11 protein-coding genes and 2 tRNA genes are annotated in these 21118 nt (G+C 36.1%); 7 read left to right on the top strand and 6 right to left on the bottom strand.

Features of this window, described 5'->3' with window-relative positions; translation table 11 throughout:
* Positions 1 to 108: 108 nt before the first annotated feature.
* Together ACFO7M_RS01135 and ACFO7M_RS01130 are read right to left on the bottom strand one after the other, a co-directional pair.
* A complete protein-coding gene (locus ACFO7M_RS01135) occupies positions 109 to 5328 on the bottom strand; it encodes a hypothetical protein (RefSeq protein WP_379733575.1) in 5220 nt (1739 codons plus the stop codon).
* 583 nt (positions 5329 to 5911) lie between these two features.
* Positions 5912 to 5991: transfer RNA gene (locus tag ACFO7M_RS01130), tRNA-Leu, on the bottom strand.
* A gap of 243 nt (positions 5992 to 6234) precedes the next feature.
* On the opposite strand from ACFO7M_RS01130, the gene ACFO7M_RS01125 reads away from it, so the two are divergent.
* From ACFO7M_RS01125 to pth, 3 genes are all read left to right on the top strand, one after another.
* Positions 6235 to 7176, top strand: coding sequence for a ribose-phosphate pyrophosphokinase (locus ACFO7M_RS01125; protein WP_379717122.1), 942 nt, complete (start codon positions 6235 to 6237; stop codon positions 7174 to 7176).
* Between the two features lie 108 nt (positions 7177 to 7284).
* Positions 7285 to 7890, top strand: a complete 606-nt coding sequence (locus ACFO7M_RS01120) for a 50S ribosomal protein L25/general stress protein Ctc (protein WP_379717125.1) — start codon at positions 7285 to 7287, stop codon at positions 7888 to 7890.
* 76 nt (positions 7891 to 7966) lie between these two features.
* Positions 7967 to 8590, top strand: a complete 624-nt coding sequence (gene pth / locus ACFO7M_RS01115) for an aminoacyl-tRNA hydrolase (RefSeq protein ID WP_379717128.1) — start codon at positions 7967 to 7969, stop codon at positions 8588 to 8590.
* 46 nt (positions 8591 to 8636) lie between these two features.
* Here the strand turns inward: pth and ACFO7M_RS01110 are convergent, their stop codons facing one another.
* From ACFO7M_RS01110 to ACFO7M_RS01100, 3 genes are all read right to left on the bottom strand, one after another.
* Positions 8637 to 11405, bottom strand: coding sequence for a T9SS type A sorting domain-containing protein (locus ACFO7M_RS01110; protein ID WP_379733573.1), 2769 nt, complete (start codon positions 11403 to 11405; stop codon positions 8637 to 8639).
* Between the two features lie 150 nt (positions 11406 to 11555).
* Positions 11556 to 14882 carry a reprolysin-like metallopeptidase gene (locus tag ACFO7M_RS01105; protein ID WP_379733571.1) on the bottom strand — a complete coding sequence of 1109 codons (3327 nt, stop codon included), beginning with the start codon at positions 14880 to 14882 and terminating at the stop codon, positions 11556 to 11558.
* Positions 14883 to 15012: 130 nt separating this feature from the next.
* Positions 15013 to 17721 (bottom strand): reprolysin-like metallopeptidase, encoded by a 2709-nt coding sequence (locus tag ACFO7M_RS01100; protein WP_379733569.1) that lies wholly within the window; start codon positions 17719 to 17721, stop codon positions 15013 to 15015.
* A 131-nt stretch (positions 17722 to 17852) separates the two neighbouring features.
* Between ACFO7M_RS01100 and ACFO7M_RS01095 the strand changes: the two genes are divergently transcribed.
* The 3 genes from ACFO7M_RS01095 to bioB all read left to right on the top strand — a co-directional run bounded on the left by ACFO7M_RS01095 (position 17853) and on the right by bioB (position 20526).
* Positions 17853 to 18776 carry a bifunctional riboflavin kinase/FAD synthetase gene (locus ACFO7M_RS01095; protein WP_379733568.1) on the top strand — a complete coding sequence of 308 codons (924 nt, stop codon included), beginning with the start codon at positions 17853 to 17855 and terminating at the stop codon, positions 18774 to 18776.
* A gap of 107 nt (positions 18777 to 18883) precedes the next feature.
* Positions 18884 to 19327 (top strand): hypothetical protein, encoded by a 444-nt coding sequence (locus tag ACFO7M_RS01090; RefSeq protein WP_379717144.1) that lies wholly within the window; start codon positions 18884 to 18886, stop codon positions 19325 to 19327.
* A 113-nt stretch (positions 19328 to 19440) separates the two neighbouring features.
* Complete coding sequence (gene bioB / locus ACFO7M_RS01085; RefSeq protein WP_379733566.1) at positions 19441 to 20526, top strand: biotin synthase BioB; 1086 nt, start codon at positions 19441 to 19443, stop codon at positions 20524 to 20526.
* 49 nt (positions 20527 to 20575) lie between these two features.
* Here the strand turns inward: bioB and ACFO7M_RS01080 are convergent, their stop codons facing one another.
* The gene (locus ACFO7M_RS01080) at positions 20576 to 20902 is read right to left on the bottom strand and encodes a ferredoxin (RefSeq protein WP_379717150.1); all 327 of its coding nucleotides are present in this window, start codon (positions 20900 to 20902) and stop codon (positions 20576 to 20578) included.
* A 61-nt stretch (positions 20903 to 20963) separates the two neighbouring features.
* Between ACFO7M_RS01080 and ACFO7M_RS01075 the strand changes: the two genes are divergently transcribed.
* Positions 20964 to 21037, top strand: a tRNA-Ala gene (locus ACFO7M_RS01075).
* Positions 21038 to 21118: the final 81 nt, after the last annotated feature.

Raw genomic sequence — 21118 nt, 5'->3', positions numbered from 1 at the left:
ACAACCACAACAACATCCACTGTTACGCTTCACCATTCGGTTTGAAATCTCCTCCTTACGCTTCCAAAATTACTATTTCTTTTTATTTTTCAAAAACTATTTTACGTTTTATAAATATTTATATTTCATTTTATTTTCTTTGGTTAACTTAAAGCCACCCGTTAACATGTTTGCTGGATCATCGAACACTTCCATGTACGTTTTAACCAGGCGTCCTGCTGCATCGTATTCAAAGCGTGTTGCCAAACCATTGTTCCCTACTATATGGGACAGTTCATCCCACTGGTTATAAACATAACCTGCAATACTGGTAGCCAAAGGACGTAACATTACATCATCGTAAACTACCGTTGCACTAGACGCGGAAAGTAAATGAACTTTAATGTCAGCTACAGTAAGATCAAGATAATGTGTTTTTAAAATCCAATCACCTGCCTGTTTGGTCTCTCCGTTAAAATTATACGTTACCCCATCATAATTTATACGGGCTTCCTGTGCATTATTCTTATGAACCCAAACATTCAATTTATACTTACCCGCTTTATGCTGGTTCGCTTTTAAATATATAGTAAGCGCTGTTGCATCAGTTACACTCGCGCTGTATGACCCTGTGTGTGCCAAAACATTGGAACGCAAAGCTCCATTTGACTTGATTCCCGGGTCCAGCCACTGACTTCCGCTTTTCAAATTCTCCATACCGGAATAAAACAACTCATTGTACTTGGCATTACCTACAGTAGTGATTTTTGTATCGTTGTCACCCATTTTTGTTGCCGCATGGTTCTTGTTGATATCTTTCGCTTCTAACATCATAGAGTAATGATCATATTTGGTAACTTCTGATATTTGTTTCCATTTGGAAGACTGCGAGCCTACTCCAACTGTCCAATCAAAACCATCATCGGTAGCGCTATCAAAGTGCTGAAAAATCCCCCTGTCTCTTACACCATTCCAAACAAAAGTTTTGTGTTTACGCCATACTTTTTCTTTGTCTAACGTTGGCGTGTTTAAATTGCCCTCGATATCCTGATACGTCCATTCGTTGTTCCATGTCGTGATACCCACACCCGTTTCTTTCCAGGGTTTACTTGCATCTGCCGGATCATAAATATAAGAATACTCAGCAGCCTTTTGAGACAACATATTGCGATTATTAGGATTATCGACCTTGGATCTCATTGGACTATACTTCGAATATGCAGGAACAAACCTTTTCTTAAACACCTTTCCATCACTTGCCATTATTCTGGTTTCTGCCACTTCTCCTGTCAAGAAATCATATTTATCATAATAAACTGTATTAGTCGATCCAGGTAATGTCGTTGTAGAAGAAACTAGTCTACTCGGAAACTTTACTTTACTGATTGATGAAAACAGATACATTGGTCTCACTCGAACATATGAATATTGACCAGATACTAATTGATCTGTATCTTCCCGTATAATAGTTTTAAAAGTCTCTTGAGATATTCCATTATCAATTTCATTATTGGTAAATTCTTTATAATTATTCACGACACTTTTTAAAAGCTGATTTTTGTTATTATATGAATGTACCGAGATTAGATTTCCAATATTCGATAATCTGTCATACAAGGTAATCTTGTCATAACTGATTTGTCTACCATACTGTCCCGAAGTTGGAGGGATTCTATTTGAATCTTCATGAACTATTGCATAAGAATCACCTAAATAACTACTCAAATTTACGCTATAGTCTCGTAAATATAATCCATCTAAAGTTTTAAATTTGTAAATCGTTTTATTCAAAACTTCTGAACGATTTTTAACAGAAACCGAAACATATCCGTAAATAACGTTGGGTGACGGAATTTCTTCAATACCAAATATTTTCACTGACTCATAAGATGCATCAAAAGGTTCATAAGAAGTTATTCCTGATATTCGATTATTTTTAGGATTACGATAATCATATTCTGTCGTAATAATTTCCCCGATTTCATTAGTTGAAACAATTACTTTTTTCACTCTTATACCCCCTCCTTTTTTACCATTTAAACCAAAATTTTCCAAATGTGGTTTCCTTCTTTTGAAAATAGTAAAAGCCTTAACAACTTCGTTTGGTCCTCCATCAGGTATTACTATTGCACTACTACCCGACATCATCGACAATGTATATTGGGGACCATAAAAAGCTCTATTGTGGATACTTTGATCTGTTTTTGTATTAATTTTAAAAACAACTTTCTTATTTACATTATCAACTTCCTCTACGGTATAAGAATTATATTCGCTAAGTGGTTTAGCATAATAATATGGTGTTTTTTGAAAAAACCTAAATCCAAAAAAAGTTTCATCTCCAACTTCAAATATGTTATCTAAATTAGGTGTATATTCTTGATTATGTGCTGACCCGATTTTCACCGTTATATAATCACCGCTGATCGAAAATTGCGTATACTGTGGATATAAATTATTTCGGGCAAAATCACAACCAATAGTATACATAGAAGGTTGACGCAATGCTGCTTCTTCTATAAATGAATCAGCTTCATATTCAATATTTATTTTACCTCCTGTCGGTGTGATAATTTCACCAAGACTCCATGCATCAGGATTATCTTTTACATGACCCCAGACATCATAATTATTTGCATTATAAGGAGTAGTACTTTTTAAATAATTAAACTTATATGGAGGCAAAATTTTAATATTATTCTTGCCGTTTAATTCAACACTTCTCAATGCTAATCTCCCTGCACTTCCATTTGGAAGATTACTACCCAAACTATAGTCATAATTAAAATTAATCACTTTAGATGCTTTACCGGCTAAATCATATCCATTAGATTGATTTAACCTGGAAATATCCGCACTTTCTAGAACGTTCTGATCAGTATTTATGTTGGATTTCCTAACATCAAAAGGGTCTTTTCTCCATATTGAATAAGCAAATTGGGATGCACCGTCTTTAAATCCATAATCAAAATAGGTATACCCTGTTTTTTTACTCATCCCTTGATATAGATTTTTTTGAACTCCGTTTACATCCGTATTTTTTAATAATAAAATCCTATCTAGTTTTAATGAGTAATTTTCAGGCAAATTAACATATCTATAACTTTCATGCCTATAATCACCTTGCTCATTAAAACTTCTCCAATGTCCATTTACATCATTATCACCATTCACTCCATAATAAGAACCTATCTCATTTTTCTTGTATAGTTTATCCGCATATTTTTCTGTTATACTTCTAGGTATCGGTCCTGAACTATAACTCCCATTTCCCTTTTGAATAATAGAACTTTTATCATCATTTCTTATAGACTTTAAAAACAAAGCCGAATGGGTTCTCGTTTTAATTTTATCCAGATAATAAACTTCTTTACGCCCCCAATAATAAAAATAACCTATAGGAGCACTACCCAAATATTTAATATCAGCTTTACCTCCTACTTTGGGTGAACGCCAACCGTAACCATCAGACCATTTCCCATAATCAAACTGAACCCAATAACCATAATCACTTTCATCTACAGCATTATTATTATTAACATCAACATAATCAGGTCCGGTTATTGCGGTTAACAACCAATGAGTAGCGTAGGGATTTTTTTTAACTGCTTCAAAGAACTTTTCATTTTCGTCATTCGCATTTTTATAATTTTTCTGAACTTCTTCCATACTATAAACCGGTAGCGAATAATGATAAACTTTACCATCTAATCCCGTTACCCTATAAGCCCCTATACCATCAGGAGACATATTTTTATACGAATTCCTATCATATCCTTGAACTTCTAGAAAGTAACCATTAGTATTGCCATTTACTATTTCAGTATTTGTAAAAGCCTCAATAAAGTTGCCATCTCTTTTTCTCTCGTTTGTTTTTTTTAGATTTCCATCGTTATCATAAAGGGAAGAAAAATTAGTATCATTATCTGTTATAATTTTGCTAATTAAATTAGCCTCATTTCCAATAGGCATATAAATATTTGTGTCTACAGGGGCGCCATTATAAAAAGCATGCAAATCAATTGCACTATCTAGAGATTTAAAAGTTCCTTTTTGTGTTCTTAAGAAAGAGGAATTTACATTATCAAAATAAAAGAAGATTTTATTATTTAATTTATAATTGGAATCACTAGGGCTGGAAGGAGTTGTAAGGAAGCAAGAACGTCTATATTCATTTTCTCCGGATGAACTATACAACAAAATCTCATCAAATATCTTAGGAGAAAATACCCCACCTATTCCTTGTCCTGAAATTGAATAATTATCATAATTAGGCAAAGTCAAAGCTCTCTCTATAAAAGTTGGACTACCCATGTTCTCAGATTGACTTCCATCGAAAATGAATCTTTTAACATCCATATAATGTCTTCCATCTTGTGTATATCCATTTTCTTTTTTTGAATCAAACAAATTAAGTGTTCCTGAAACATATTCGTTATTAAGTTTAAACAATGAATATGTTACATTTGTGTGTTGGTAACTTACCCAAAAAAGACCTGCATTTAAGTTAAAACCATCGTTTGACACTTTGTAATAAAAATCTCCTTTCGAAAGATTCATCTGAGAGCTATTAATACTAGCAGGACCAACTCCTACACTGTTATTCTTTGAATCAAAAGATACACCCAAAGCGGAGAACTTATTTGCTTTTCCTGTTTCAGGATCGAAATCCATTGAGAAACCACCATAACTAGCCCCAATACTTTTTCCAGATTCAGTTTCTGTATATTTTAAACCAAACACAGTAAATCCTCCATTGCCCTCGGTATCCATATACATAGAAGCTCCGCCGGCACCTATACCAATTCCTACATAACCATCGGTATCAGCAGTCATAGTCATTCCCATATATCCAACTGTACCACCCCACGCCTGATGAGCTCCCCAAGACCTACTAATCCCTATAGTTATACCATTTGGCAAAGTACCTCCAATCCCAAAATTGTAGTAATCTAAAGTTTCTCCCCTGTCATATGCCAACTTACTTACTCTCGATTTACTCCAATCATCCGGAACTCCATTAACTGAACGATTTATCGCTCCTGGATTTAAAGACCATCCCAATCCAACCCATGAAGCCTCCTGATCCATAGCAATCCCAGCATGATACGACAACGCTAACGGATAACCACCTTCCGGACTTGGAACATTGATTAATGGCAACACGTAAGACATATCACCTGTTGCCAAATTAACCATATCCGTAGCGTCTACAGGCTCAAAACTAGTTGCCTCAGGTGCCGCTGGCCCATTATTATTTGCATACAAACTCTGCGGCACTAACGTGGGAAAGAATATCAATAAAAAGAACGTAGCTATGGCCCGTTGAAATCTTGAATTTGGTTTCATTTTATGGTATAATCGTAATGAGGTTCTTTATAATTTTGCTTATAGATAATTCAAATTAGCTCCAGTATTAAGACACAAAACCCAAATAGACAGTTTCAAACTATCTTTATTAGATAATTTACTTCTACTATTGGCATTGTAATAGAGTTACTAATATTAAATTTATTTTGTGGCGAAAATAACTGTTAAAGTTTTTTTTAACAAATTCTTTTGAAAATAATTTCAAAAAAAAACGACTTTCAATTTGCAGGAAATACTAATTATCATATTCCGTCAGAAATTTCATTATTACCCTTACTAATTCACATACTCCATGACACTAAAACTAAAATTGCTGAAGAGTTTAACTTTGTACCAATAAAATTTTCGCTGAAATTTTGCGACACTTGTATGATAAAACTATTTCCAGAAAATAACATTGGTAAGAAAATTACTGTTTTAAAATCAGCGTGAGGGATGGAAATGGCATCCTGTAGTAAGTACGACAGTACTTACTACAGATACAATGGACAGCCCGACCGATTGAGGAACGAATGAGGACACGCCCAAAAACAAAAAAACCTCTCATTCCTGAGAGGTTTAGTACCCGGAGTGGGAATCGAACCCACACACCTAAGTACACGAGTTTGAGTCGTGCGCGTCTACCAATTCCGCCATCCGGGCAAGGATGAAACTAAAACGAATTGTTGTTTCAGTATTGTGGGTGCAAATGTAAAAAAAAATTCTACAAATCATAAAAAAAATAGTTATAAATTATCTTTCCTAGTCCGATTTTATTCCTAAATTTGCACCGCGTATGACGCACACGACACATAACTAACTACACCCGAGGCGCTTATAACTTTAAACTTTTACCAACATAAAAGTTAAATTTTATACGTTTTGGGACATAAAAACAACATTTTAATGCCACACCTAGAACCCGAAGCAAAAATATTTGCCTGTTCACAAAGTGTTTACCTAGCTGAGAAAATCGCCGAAAAATACGGTGTACCACTAGGAAAAGTAACGTTCTCGCAATACAGTGATGGTGAATTTCAGCCGTCTTATGAAGAATCCATCCGCGGATTAAGAGTATTTATTGTTTGTTCAACATTCCCAAGTTCTGATAACTTGATGGAATTGTTACTAATGATAGATGCTGCCAAAAGAGCTTCTGCAAGACATATTACCGCTGTAATTCCTTATTTCGGATGGGCTCGTCAAGACAGAAAAGACAAGCCAAGAGTTCCGATTGGAGCCAAACTGGTTGCAAAATTATTGGAAAGCGCTGGTGCCACTCGCATCATGACGATGGATTTACACGCCGATCAAATCCAAGGGTTTTTCGAAAAACCGGTAGATCATTTGTTTGCATCAACTATTTTCCTTCCTTATGTTAAAAGTTTAGGTTTGGAAAACTTAACGATTGCATCTCCGGATATGGGTGGTTCTAAAAGAGCGTATGCCTATTCTAAATTCCTAGAATCTGACGTGGTGATTTGTTACAAACAGCGAAAAGCGGCCAACATTATCGAATCGATGGAATTAATCGGTGAAGTAACAGGAAAACATGTCATTCTGGTTGACGATATGATTGACACCGGAGGCACATTAGCCAAAGCTGCCGATTTGATGATTCAAAAAGGCGCATTGAGCGTACGTGCAATTTGTACTCATGCTATTTTATCGGGTAGTGCTTACGAAAAAATTGAAAACTCGCAATTGAGCGAATTGATTGTTACCGATTCTATTCCATTAAAGAAAGAATCCCACAAAATAAAAGTAGTGAGCTGTGCCCCATTATTTGCAGAGGTAATGCACATGGTTCACCATAATAATTCCATTAGTGGAAAATTTTTAATGTAAAGGCACTCAACTTAATAATAAGTTCGTACATTTGCCGGCTCATTACGCATAAAGTAAATAACTTCATGCGAAAACGAGTAAAATATTTAATAACTATATTTTTTTAAAATGAAATCGATTACAATTAAAGGATCAGAAAGAGAAAGCGTGGGCAAAGTTGCTACTAAAGCCTTACGTAATGCTGGAGCGGTTCCTTGCGTGTTATACGGAGGAGATCAACCAGTGCATTTCTCAGCAGAAGACAAAGCATTCAAAAACTTGGTTTACACTCCAAACGCACACACAGTTGTGATTGAGTTAGAGAACGGTAAATCTTTCAATGCTGTTTTACAAGACATTCAAGTACACCCTGTAACTGACAAAATTTTACACATTGACTTCTACCAATTGTTTGACAACAAAGAAGTTACTATGGAAATTCCAGTTAGAGTTGTAGGTACTTCTCCAGGTGTATTATTAGGAGGTGTTTTACGTTTAAACCAACGTAAATTGAAAGTTAAAGCTTTACCTGCTAACTTACCTGACTATATCGATGCTGACATTTCTTCTTTAGAAATGGGTAATAAATTATACATTACTAAATTAGTATCTGATAAATACAAATTTTTACACCCAGACAACACTGTAGTGTGTCAAGTGAGAATTTCACGTGCTGCGATGAAAGCTGCTCAAGAAGCTGCAAAAGCAGAAAAAGGTGGAAAAAAGAAAAAATAATTTTCTTACACTCTATACAAAAGCACCTCAAACGAGGTGCTTTTTTTATTTGATATAATTGGATTATTTTTGCCCGATGATGAATTGGTTTAAAAAGCTGTTCACAACACCAACAGCAGTAACAGACACAGACATGAAGAAATTTCTAATAGTAGGCTTAGGCAATATTGGTGCTGAATATGCCAACACAAGACACAATATCGGTTTTAAAGTTTTGGATTTTTTAGCCAAAAAAGAAGCATTAGACTTCCAAACAGTAAAATTAGGCGCATTGGCTGAATACAAAGTCAAAGGAAGAACACTCTTTCTTCTTAAACCCAATACCTATATGAATTTAAGCGGCAAAGCAGTTCAGTACTGGATGGAAAAGGAGAAAATTGCCAAAGAGAATATTTTAGTCATTACCGATGATCTCAATTTACCTTTTGGCACCATTCGAATTAAACCGAAAGGATCAGACGGTGGACATAACGGATTAAAAAGCATTCAGCAATTATTAAATTCTGCCGATTACCCCCGTTTCCGATTCGGTATCAGTGATGATTTCAAGAAAGGAAAACAGGTAGATTATGTTTTAGGAGAATGGGATGAGGAAGAAAAAACAAAACTTACCGAAAGACTAGAAGTTTCAACTCAAGTCATTGAATCATTTGCGTTGGCCGGATTAGGAAATACCATGAACACGTTCAACGGAAAATAAAAAAGGGAAGCATTAAGCTTCCCTTTTTTTATATCATTATTTTATATTATTCAATAACAATACGTTTTACTGTTCTCTTATCACCATTAGCAATAGTAATTAGATACACACCAGTCTGTGCTTTATCCAAGTTGATTTCCTGATTGAATGCTCCGTTGTTCACGTACGCTTTTTCAAAAATCTGTCTTCCTCTTAAATCATACACATTGATATTCACTTTATCATTAGTTTCAGGATTGAAACGTACCGTAAAGTTTCCTTTGTTTGGATTTGGATACAATGCAAAATTATCAAATTCAAAATCAGATGTATCTAACGTATTTTGAACACCGAAGTAGTAAACTCCTCCGATACCATTAGCTACATTTGCAGTTAAAGTAGTATTAGTACCAAAAGTTCCTGCAGTAGTTGACAATGCAGAAGCATCACCTTGTTTAATTACTCTTAATGCTGTTCTTGAATTCCCAGTAGCACTTTCCCAAGCTGCAATTTCTGCTTCAGAGAAATAGAATTTCAAAGTAGCATTACCAGTAGCATTATTCGTTGTTGGCGTAATCGTAAACGTTTTAGCCATTACTTTCAAATTGTTTGCTGTATTTGTACCATAGTTAACTGCAGCAGCACCTGCCGTAGCCTGATCTCTTGATACAAAAACATTAGTACAACCGTAGTTGAAATTTGAAGTATTATTAATATCAACCATCATTCTAGAGGTTGAACTGTCTTTCGCATAAGCAGTACCTGTTGATGACAAATTAGACTGGTATTGCGTTGCAGAGTTCACCGCTGTTTGAACGCTAGCTGAAGTAAAATTATTGATAGCAACATCATCTAAAACCAATACGTACATATCTGTCGTTGCATGATGTCTGAAGCTTAAATAGACTGTTTGACCTGCAAAAGAACTAACATTTACAGTTCTCACCGCAGTTACCCCACCTACAGTAAGTCTTTCATTAAAAATAGCCGGCTGTGCCACAATTGTATTAGGTACATTTGAAGTGGTCAAATAAACCGAATAGTTTTCCGCGAAGTAATCAGGATCAGCAGCACCAACTCTAAATGACAACTCAGTAGTTCCAGAAGGAATTACAATTGGAGTAGTGAATGTCATTAAATTATCTGGACTTAATGGTGTTCCATTTGGACTTGGTAAATTATCCCAAGACCTAGATCCTTGGAAGTTACCCGTAAGACCTATAGCAGCTGTATTAGCATTACCTGCAAATGAAAGCCATCTACGACCATCACCATCCCTATCTGTATTTGTGATAGAAGGAGGTGTTTCAAAATTTTGTGAAAATATATTTACAGCTTGAGTCGCCAAAGGCGCAGTATCATCATTCAAAATCGTAAGTGTCAATTTATTTCCTTCTGCATTAGCAAAAGCATCTCCACCATTTGCATTCACTGTGAAGTTAATGACAAGATTCTCATTAGGCTCAACTACTCCATCATTTAAAACTCTAAACACTAAATTTTTATCAGCAATTGAACCAGAATTAAATGTAACCGTAGGAGTCATTATAGTAATATCACTAGCGTTAGCCACTGAAGAACCATCAACAGCAAAAGTCACAACCGCATTAGCAGTAGGCGCTTTATTAATACTTAACGGCACAGTATATTCTGTGAAGCTACATCCGTTTCCTTCTGTAACATCCGCATTAATCAATCTTGTCTCACAAGCTGTTCTCTTGAACTGGATAGACGCTTGAGGAGCTGAACAAACTGTAGACACTAATAAATCATCTCTACGAGGAGAGTTCATTAATACCGCTAACATTCTGTCCTTTTGGTTTTGAGTAAAAATACTCATACATGCATCATCAGTATAATCCATATAGTTTTGTACCATTTCATTTCCTGTCGAATCACAATTTAGCACAGTAGGACAACCATAGTTTGCAGTATGAGCAGTCGGAGTATCAGCACAGTAGTCAGTACCACAATTAGTATCACCCCAGATATGTCGTAATCCGAACATGTGTCCAATTTCATGAGTAGCAGTTCTTCCTTTATCATAGCTGGTATCCATGTAATTACCCCCAGGATAAATAGCTCTTGATCCAAAAACATTATAAGCCATGATCAAACCATCTGTAGACGCTTCACCAGCAATACAATCTTCAGTTGGCATACCAGCCAGACCTGAACCTGTTGGGAATTGCGCATACCCCAATGTGCCATCTAAATCTCCACCGAAATTGGCCGTCCACATATTAAAATATTTGGTAGGATCCCAAATTGTATTTGGTTTCATATTCGTTTCAACCGCAGCTTCATTGAAGGAAGCCACTCCCAAATTCACTCTATGAATACCATTGGTTGGGTTACCGTTTGGATCTACTTGTGCCAAACAGAACTCAATAGAAGTATCTACCCCAGCACCAAAACCAGGCGTTCCCGATAATCTTCTAAAATCTTGATTTAAAACTGTAATTTGAGACAATACCTGAGCATCAGCAATATTTTCATTAGTTCCTACTGCATCACCGTTATGAATAACGTGAACAACTACAGGAATTCTAATTACTGACGGTAAAGCTCTGCCACTTTCGCGACGTTTTCTGATTTCTTCAACTTTTGGAGCAATCCATTGTTCAAATTGTTCATCAGATAAGATTTGCCCTTTCACTTGTCTTGCTTTGTGATGTTCTACAGAAGCACATCTTACAATTCCGTTAGGCGCTTGTCTTTTTGACTCTTCAATTGTACTTTGAAAAGTTTTGTTATTTCCAGTCTTTACCCTTAGCTCTTGAGAATGAGCTTGATAAAAACCAAAAAAACAGGTTAATAGTAATATTTTTTTCATAGTTTATAGATTAAGTCGGCAAATATATAACAATTGATTAATAATTTGTTAAAGAATATATGTTAAAATTAACACTTTAATTGCACTTATTGTAAAAATAAAAAAAGCGCAGGCTAAACCTGCGCTTCCATTTCAAATAAAAACACTACGTTATTCAACAACTATTCTTTTCGTAATTTTTTTATCACCATCCGTAATATTAACAAGGTAAATTCCAGATTGAACATCTTCCAAATTAACCTCTTGACTAAATGCGCCGTTAGCTACATAAGATGAATCGAAAATCTGTCTTCCTCTCACATCATAAACCTTCACCTCAACATTTTTTCCAGAAAGAGACGGGAATTCGATAGTAAATCTTCCCTTATTTGGATTCGGATAAATTTTCAATGAAGCCAACTCATTCTCTGAATTAGACAATGCAGCTTGAATATTACAAATATTCAAAGACCAACTATTCAATGAACCTCCATCACCACTATCATTATCTTTTACTGTTAATGTCCAAGTGCCTGTAGAAGATGTATTATTAAAAACAGAAAGTGCATTCAACGGAATCACAGCTCCACTAATTGCTGGATTTGAACCACACGCCAAAGCATTTCCAGAATCATCAAAAGTTGCATTAAGATTTGTACCACCTAAACACGATTGATCCAATACTCTAGAAGAAGCTCCTGTTGGCCCTGTTAACGTAATTATCAGATCACTCACATCAGAATGTGTACAGTTAACAGTTAAATTTAAATCATTAATTGTTACTCCAGATGGAATTGCAATAGTTGATGTTACTGTTGGCTTTCCGTTAGCAGCAATTGCCTGCACTGTATTATTACTCACAGTACTACAATTTATAATACCTGTGGTAAACTTGAATGACGAAGTAAACGCACCATTACAACTAGCATTTCTCGGTAAAACTCTCCAAAAATAATCTGTTGCCTGATTTAAACCGGTTACAATATAATTGGTAGATGCAGTTGTTCCCGAAGCAACAATAGAAGTAAAACCAGAATCACTTGCCACTTGTACATCATACAATGTTGCACTTGTTGCCGCAGACCATGTTAAATTTAAAGTGGTGTTTTGAGCAGTTGCGTTATTAGTTGGTCCAGACAAATTAGACACCCCAAATGTAGAATTCAGAATTTCTAAATAGAAAGGCACCGTTTTAGTCGTTGCACCCGAAGTCGCATTTACTATAACATTATGAAGACCAACCGGAGTAGACCCAGAAGTCGTAAGCGTCATAACCACATCACCATCTGTTGATCTTGAAACAGGAGAAAAACTTGCTGTAACTCCAGCAGGCAAACCAGTTGCACTGAATGTAGTAGTCGCATTGAATGACCCCATTGCGTCGTATCTAAATGTATAGGTTAAATTTGTTGAAGCATTTTGACATTTGCTTTTGTTTTGTTCTCCTGCCACACCATTAAAACTTGCTGCAAACGTATTTCCTCCAACAGTAGTTGTAATATTCGCATTTGAGATATCAAAGAAGATGTTGTTATTTGCTTTCACCATAATTCTACCTAAAGAATTGGCTCTTCCACTATCCACAGAAACAGGAATAGTTACCACTTCACTACCATCATTAGGCACTCTGCTTGCTAATAAAATAGGATAAGTAAATCCTCCATCATTCGAATAATAAATATCAACATAGCTCTCATTAATTCCATTCGCATTAGTTCCAGCCACATTCCAAGTCACAGTTTGATTAGAACCTTCTAGTAACGAAACTGCAGTATTAGGCGAAGTTATTACGAAAGGAGCTCCAGTATTTACTACAGTCACTCTCATATCATCGTAGTTCGTTTGTCCCACACTTGGTGTTGCAAGAGAAAAAGGAATATTATCTCTGACAGTAAGTCTAAAATTCAAAGTTCTAGCCACAGAGCTCAACGCCTCTATATTAATTATTTCATTTCCTGTCCCAGCTGTAGTTGCAGAATTTGCCACAACAGAATTAATGTTTGGCATAAATCTAAACGGAACTGTTACTGGCGAATAACTTACCCAGTTTGGCCCAGAAGTTTTACCAGCACTTGCCGGACTGCTGGCACCGGTTTGACCGGCACCTTCATCCATTTGCTCCCAGCAATATGTCAATGGATTCCCATTAGGGTCGGTTGCAGATCCGTTCAACAAGAATGGCGTACTTGTTGGTATCGTATAATCTGAACCAGCTGAAACTACAGGAGCCTGATTAGCAATAGCAATTTTAACCGGACAACTTTTACCTTCCAAATTGGTTTGGATTTGCTCGATAGAAGCTGCATGAAAAATATCGATAGAATGTCTAGCAACATCATAAGAAGTAATTCCCGCGTAACCCATAACGGTGATACCCGAACCTACTTCCATGTTTACACCCGTATTTTCGTTACTCATTGAAAAGGTATGATTCCCTCCCAATTGATGTCCCACCTCGTGAGCCACATAATCTATATCAAAATTATCTCCTGATGGAACTGCGTCGGCTGGAGATGTATAACCACTACCTTTTCCGTTATTACATACACAACCAATACAACCTGCATTTCCACCACCTCCTGTAGCGCCAAACAAGTGCCCAATATCATAATTGGCATCTCCTATAACACTAGTTAAGGTATTTTGCAATTCATTATTCCAGTTATTCATTTGACCCGCCGGCGAATAAGGATCCGTAGTTGCGTTATAATAAATAACACTGTCAGTATTTGCAATTAAATTCAAATGTAAAGCAAGGTCTTTTTCGTACACACCATTACATCTAGTTAACGTGTTATTAAAAGCTGCCAATACTAAATTCACTTGTGCAGAAGAAGTAGCTCCAAAATAATTAGAATATTCTGCAGTACAAGATTGAGCTAATCGCATAGTTCTCAAAAACTGCCCACTTGAACGCAATTGTTTTCTTTCGATTTGACCACTCAAATCCTCCATTACATTCTTATCTTCAGTAGTACAACTCCATGCTAACTTCCCTTTATTTCTTTGAGAATTGTAAACAGCATATACTTTACCATCTTCAGAATAAGGCTCCATGAATTCATTTTCTTTATCGGATCTAAAAACCATCGTTTGCACTCCAAGTGGAGAAACACTCAATTTAAGTGTAGCGGTCTTATCTGTAATTCCAACTCCAGAAAAAGCTCTGATTTCTGGAAATCTAGCTTGTAATTCTGGATCAAAATTAGACGCTTCATAAATAGCAAATTCTTCTAGTTTACCACTTGAATTGGGCAAAGTGATAATATTCGTCTTTCGGCTTTTTGAAGAAACCGAGGCGTACAGCATTTGTTTAAATGCATCCGAATTCAGATTGAACAATTTAAACTCTTCGGGGAAAGACTGCCTTTTCACAGTTTTGTTCGCAGACAACTCCATTTTGCCTGCTGGATTTTGCGACCAATACTTATCCTCTTGGGAGTGTGCCCCAACAGAAATTAATACGGCAAACGCAATAATTTGTAGTTTTTTTCTCATAAACAAACTTTTTGGTTAATTTATATGGTATTTTAACAAATATATAGTAAAATTTAAAACGTAAATGTTAAAAAACAAAAAAAACAAAAAGACGAACAAAGGTTCGTCTTTTTTGTAAATATATACCTATTTACTCTACAACAATTCGTTTTACCGTTTTTTTTCCACTATCTAAAACAGACAACAAATAAACACCAGCCTGAGCGTTTTCCAAACCAATATCCTGGCTAAAAACACCTGTATTCCGATAGGTTTTATCAAAAATTTGTCTTCCCCGCAAATCAAAAACATTAACCTTAATGTCGTTACCAGTATTCGAAACAAACTTCAAAGTAAAACTTCCATTACTTGGATTGGGAAATAACTCAAAAGCTTCCAATTCAAAATCATCATTTGCTAAAGTATACTGTTTAGAACAAATTGTCAACGTATAACTATTGATTGTTCCTACATCTAAAGCCTCCTCATCGATAACACCAAAAAGCCATGAACCATTAGGATTTTGATCATTTAAAACAAAAAGAGATTGTGCAGGCACAATATTTCCAGTAATAGTTGTTGCACAAACAATAGCCGAACCTTGATCATCAAAAGTTGCATTAATATTATCATTGCTCGTACAGGAACCACTAAACAAAGTAAGTTGAGTCCCTTGAGGACTTAACATAGCCAATGTGATATCAGAAATATAAGTATGTGTCAGATTCACCCCAAGATTTACATCAGAAATAGGTGCTGTCGTTGGCACATTTACTGAATGCACCAAAAAATCTGTTCCATTATCAGGAATTGCTGCATTAGGATTGATCGTGTAATTATTACAAACCGAAGCTACCGAATAACCTATTGCGATATCTTTGGAATTCACAGCAAAAAAAACATTAGCCGTTGGCTTCACCATCACCCTACATCGTTGTCCCGAAACATTTGGCACAGTAATCAACTGATTACCATCATTAGCGGTATTAGCAACAAGCACAGTTGGATAAGTCAATCCACCATCAGTAGACAATAAAATATTAACATTAGTAGCCCCAGTAATCGTATTGGTATTATTCACAGCCCACGTAATGGTTTGACTACTGCCGGGCAACCATGATTGATTTTCCACATTTTGAGAAGAAACAATCAACGGTCCTTTGGTTCCATCGACAGAAATGATCGCATTTGCAAAACCCGTTTGACCAACTTTCACCGGCACCGAAGAACTATAAGGTACATTATCTCTTACAGTTAACCTAAAATTAAGTGTTCTTGTAACCGAACTCAAGGCTTCAACCACTATTTCAGACCCCGAAGTAGTAGTCGCCCCATTGAGAAAAGTTTCCAGTCTTGGAAAATACCGAGAAGGCGAACTACTCGCATCATATGATCTCCAATTCGGCCCTGAAGCTTTGGTAGCGCTCGCCGAACTACTTGCACCACTCTGACCTGCAGAAGCATTGTCCACCTGCTCCCATTGATAAGTCAATACATCTCCCGAATTTGCATCTGTTGCAGATCCAGTCAAAATGAATGGTGTATTGATTGGTATCGTAAAATTTCCACCAGCATTTACAACCGGCGCCACATTGTTGGTAGTAATACTCGTTGTAACAGGACAGGATTTTGTTCCTAGATTTGTTTGAATCTGATTTATAGAAACCGCATGAAATTTATCTATCGAATGTGGAGCAACATCATAATCTGTGATACCTGCATATCCCATAATACTAACACCCGAACCAGGCTCAACATTAACCCCATTACCCTCAAGACTCATAGAAAATGTATGATTCGCCCCCAATTGATGGCCCACTTCATGAACCACAAAATCGATATCAAAATTATCACCAACCGGCGCGGTACTAGTAGTAAATCCGCTTCCTTTATTCAAATCACAAACACATCCAATACACCCTGCATTCCCATTATTTCCGATTGCCGAAAATAAATGTCCAATATCATAATTAGCAGATCCCACTCCACCAACGGCATCTAAAGCAGTTTGCAATTCCGAATTGTAATTATCATCAGTATCACTGTAAGGATCGGTTACCGAATTGGTATAAATAACATTGGTTGAGCTAGCTACCAAATTGAGATGAAGTCCTAAATCCTTTTCATACACTCCATTACAACGTGTTAATGTCGCATTGATTGCAGCTAATGATATAGCCACTGTTGGGGTTGTCCCCACCGCAATAGCATTGGCATGAAAAAACGAATACTCCCCCGTACAGGATTGCGCCAAACGCATTGTCTTCAATTCACCGGTATTAGAGCGCTGAACCGATCTAATTTTTCCCGACAAATCATCCATCATCTTTTCATCTTGAGTAGTACAATGAATACTGAATTTCCCTTTTCCTGCTTCAGAACGATATACCGCATAGGTTTTTCTATCCTGTGAATACGGTTCCATAAACTCGGTATTACTTCCAACTCTAGAAACCATGGTTTGCACACCTTGTGGAGCAATACTCATTTTCAAAGTAGCATATTTATCTGTAATCCCTTTACCCGAAAAAGCTCTGATATCGGGATATCTAGCCTGTAATTCATCATCAAAATTTGAAGCTTCGAACAACTCAAATTGTTCAATTTTTCCATCTGCATTCGGTAATTCAATCAAAATTGAACCCGTCCTCTTAGCAACTACCCCTTCTAATTTCTGCTTCAGCAACTGAAAATTCAAATCAAACAATACAAATTCTTTAGGAAAATTTCCTCTAGCTGCAGCTTTATTAACTGCCAGCTCAGCTTTAGATCCATTATGAGATGACCAATACCCACCAGTTTGTGCAGTGGCAAGACTCAAAGAAAATAAAACGAATAACGTTAGTAATTGTGTTTTCATGTTTTAATTTATTTGATTTTTAACAAATTTATGAAATAATTTTAAAAATATTTATTAAAAAAGTGAAGTATTGAAAATGTAACTCCCTCATACTAAGCAAAACAAATCCTATATTTACCAAAATTTTTATAGTGAAAGTATTCCACTCAATTTTTGACTTTAGTACACCCGTCAAAACAATTGTAACGTTAGGAACTTTTGACGGGGTTCATTTAGGGCATAAAAAAATCATTGCCAAACTTTTGAAGAGCGCCAAAATGGACAATTTGGAAACCGTTGTTGTTACTTTTGCACAGCATCCACGCAACGTTTTACACAAAAAAGAAACAATCGGTCTCCTAAATACAACCCCAGAAAAAACCATCTTGTTAGAAAATTCAGGAATCAACAATTTGATCATTTTGAATTTTGACAGCAATCTATCGGAATTAACCGGAGAGGAGTTTGTGAAAACCATTTTAGTAGAAAAATTAAACCTCCAAAAAATAATCATAGGTTACGACCACCGATTTGGAAAAAACAGAGGATCAGACATTCATGATTTAATCAATTTTGGCAAGAAATACCATTTTGATGTAGAACAGATTTCAGCAGAAGAAATTGATGAAATCACCATTAGCTCAACTAAAATTCGAAATGCAATTACGCAGGGAGAGATCAACTTGGCCAATCAATATCTAGGCTACAATTATTTTTTCACAGGTAAAGTGGTAAAAGGAAAACAATTAGGACGCACCATAGATTTCCCAACTGCCAATATACAAGTTGAAGATCAACAAAAAATTATCCCAAAAAAAGGAGTTTATATTGTTACCGGTACATGGGAAGGAAAAACGCATCAGGGTATGATGAACATTGGTACACGACCAACCGTTAATGGAGAGAATCTTTCTATCGAAGTTCATTTCTTTGATCTTAATGAAGATTTGTACGAAAAACAGATTACAATATCAGTACTAGAACACTTAAGAGAAGAGCAGAAATTCGAATCTGTAGATGCATTAAAAAAACAGCTCCAAATGGACAAAAATGAATCTTTAACCTATTTCTCCTAGACATTGAAGCTATTTATTTGTTAAACATTTGGAAATCAATATTATAATCAATAACTTTGAGAACAAGTCCTAATCAATTACTGATTGTTTAACTAAAAAAATAAGCCATGAACATTTCAAGAGAAGTACATAACGGCATTATGATTTTCATAGCTATTGGTATTTATTTCCTAACTATGGAGTTATTAGGTTTATCAGACATTTTCCTTCTACGATTGCTAAACATTTTCATTGTAGTGTATTTTATTAACAAAACAATAAAATCAAATTACGCCGAAGGAAAAACAGCCTATCTAGACAATATCATTTCCGGCAGTTTGACTTCACTTACCGGTGTAGCCTTAAGTGTTGCAGCTCTGCTTGCTTACATCTCAATGAAAGGGGGCGACGCATATCTTGCCAAACTGTCTCAAAATTTCCTCTTTGGAGGCGGAGAACCTTCTATGTACCAATACTGTATTGGATTATTATTTGAAGGCATCGCCTCTTCTATCATTATTACTTTCACGTTAATGCAATATTGGAAAGACAGAAGAGTTAAAAGTTTTTAGAATCAATTATATTGAGAGAAAATGTTTCCAACGCAATTGTTGGGAACATTTTTTTGTTTACTAAGGTTTTTCAAGCTGAAATCCTTATTTTTGACGCATACAAAAAAGGAGTTATGAGTATAACAAGAAACAATTGGACTAGAGAAGAAATCATTGCAATATACAACAAACCTCTAATGGACTTGCTTTATGAAGCTGCAAGCATACATAGAGAACACCATAATCCCAATGTAGTTCAAGTATCTACATTACTATCTATTAAGACCGGAGGGTGCCCTGAAGATTGTGGTTACTGCCCTCAGGCAGCAAGATACCACACAGACGTTGAAGGAAACGACCTAATGGGCGTACAACAAGTAAAGGCACAAGCACTAAGAGCTAAAGCCTCAGGCTCTTCAAGAGTATGTATGGGCGCAGCATGGAGAAACGTTAAAGACGGACCAGAATTTGACCAAGTTTTAGAAATGGTACGTACTATAAACAAACTGGACATGGAAGTTTGTTGTACATTAGGAATGTTAACTGAAAATCAAGCGCAACGTTTAGCTGAAGCCGGACTATATGCCTACAATCATAACTTAGACACTTCCGAAGAATATTATAAAGAAGTGATTTCAACACGTGGTTTTGAAGACCGTATCGAAACTATTCAAAATGTACGCAAGACCAATGTTACTGTATGTAGTGGTGGAATAATCGGTATGGGAGAAAGCATTGAAGATAGAGCAGGTATGCTAGTTGCCTTATCCACTTTAAACCCTCAACCAGAATCAGTGCCAATTAATGCATTAGTAGCTGTTGAAGGTACTCCAATGGAAGATGAAAAACCAGTAGAAATTTGGGAAATGATACGAATGGTGGCTACAACAAGAATTGTAATGCCAGAAACCCAAGTGCGTTTATCAGCAGGAAGAACCAATATGTCCCGTGAGGGTCAAGCGATGTGTTTCTTTGCAGGAGCAAATTCAATTTTTGCTGGAGACAAATTATTGACAACACCAAATCCTGATGTGAATGAAGATATGAAAATGTTTGAAATGTTGGGCCTACAACCCCAAAAACCATTCATTAAGAAAATGCAACCTGAAACTGTAGAAGCATGCAATTCTAAGTTCGAATCATTGGGAGAAAAACCAAAATGGACTAGACCAGGACATACTATTGAAAGAAATCTTGAAGCTTCTGGCAAAGGGAAATAAGTAGTAAAAAAAATAAAAAAGCTCCAAATAGGAGCTTTTTTTTATTGTATCAACTTTCTGGAGCCAACTCAACAGCCAATCCATCGAGTTCTTCTGTAATATGAATTTGACAGCCTAAGCGACTATTTTCCTTAACATTAAAAGCTTCCCACAGCATCGCTTCTTCATCTTGTCCCATTTCAGGTAAAGCCACATCATTCAACACATAACATTGACAGGAAGCACACATTGCCATACCACCGCAAATACCAATTGTACCTTCCGGTGCTAATTCATACGCTCGTATTAACTCCATAATATTCATATTCATGTCAGTTGGAGCTTTAACTTCGTGGGTAACACCTTCTCGGTCGGTAATTTTAATGGTAACGTCCATACTATTTTTTTAGCAAAAGTACCAATTATTGTGCAAAAAGAGTATATTTGGAAAACTTTTTGGGGGATTAGCTCATTTGGCTAGAGCGCTACGCTGGCAGCGTAGAGGCGACCGGTTCGAATCCGGTATTCTCCACTAAAGCCACACTACCTTTTAAAAGCAAAAAGCAACAAAAACACCTTAATTTGTTAATTTCATTGCTGATTCATTGAATTT

This window comes from Flavobacterium sp. GCM10023249 (genome assembly GCF_042653365.1).
In the GTDB taxonomy this organism is placed as follows: domain Bacteria; phylum Bacteroidota; class Bacteroidia; order Flavobacteriales; family Flavobacteriaceae; genus Flavobacterium.
Note: the sequence above shows the minus strand (reverse complement) of the source record. Positions and strands in the feature narration are given on the sequence as shown.

Coding starts and splice junctions, on each gene's coding strand:
- ACFO7M_RS01135 (WP_379733575.1), bottom strand. CDS start 5,328: ATGAAACCAAATTCAAGATTTCAACGGGCCATAGCTACGTTCTTTTTA.
- ACFO7M_RS01105 (WP_379733571.1), bottom strand. CDS start 14,882: ATGAGAAAAAAACTACAAATTATTGCGTTTGCCGTATTAATTTCTGTT.
- ACFO7M_RS01100 (WP_379733569.1), bottom strand. CDS start 17,721: ATGAAAACACAATTACTAACGTTATTCGTTTTATTTTCTTTGAGTCTT.
- ACFO7M_RS01080 (WP_379717150.1), bottom strand. CDS start 20,902: ATGGACGTTACCATTAAAATTACCGACCGAGAAGGTGTTACCCACGAA.
- ACFO7M_RS01125 (WP_379717122.1), top strand. CDS start 6,235: ATGCCACACCTAGAACCCGAAGCAAAAATATTTGCCTGTTCACAAAGT.
- bioB (WP_379733566.1), top strand. CDS start 19,441: ATGAGTATAACAAGAAACAATTGGACTAGAGAAGAAATCATTGCAATA.
- ACFO7M_RS01110 (WP_379733573.1), bottom strand. CDS start 11,405: ATGAAAAAAATATTACTATTAACCTGTTTTTTTGGTTTTTATCAAGCT.
- ACFO7M_RS01090 (WP_379717144.1), top strand. CDS start 18,884: ATGAACATTTCAAGAGAAGTACATAACGGCATTATGATTTTCATAGCT.
- ACFO7M_RS01120 (WP_379717125.1), top strand. CDS start 7,285: ATGAAATCGATTACAATTAAAGGATCAGAAAGAGAAAGCGTGGGCAAA.
- pth (WP_379717128.1), top strand. CDS start 7,967: ATGATGAATTGGTTTAAAAAGCTGTTCACAACACCAACAGCAGTAACA.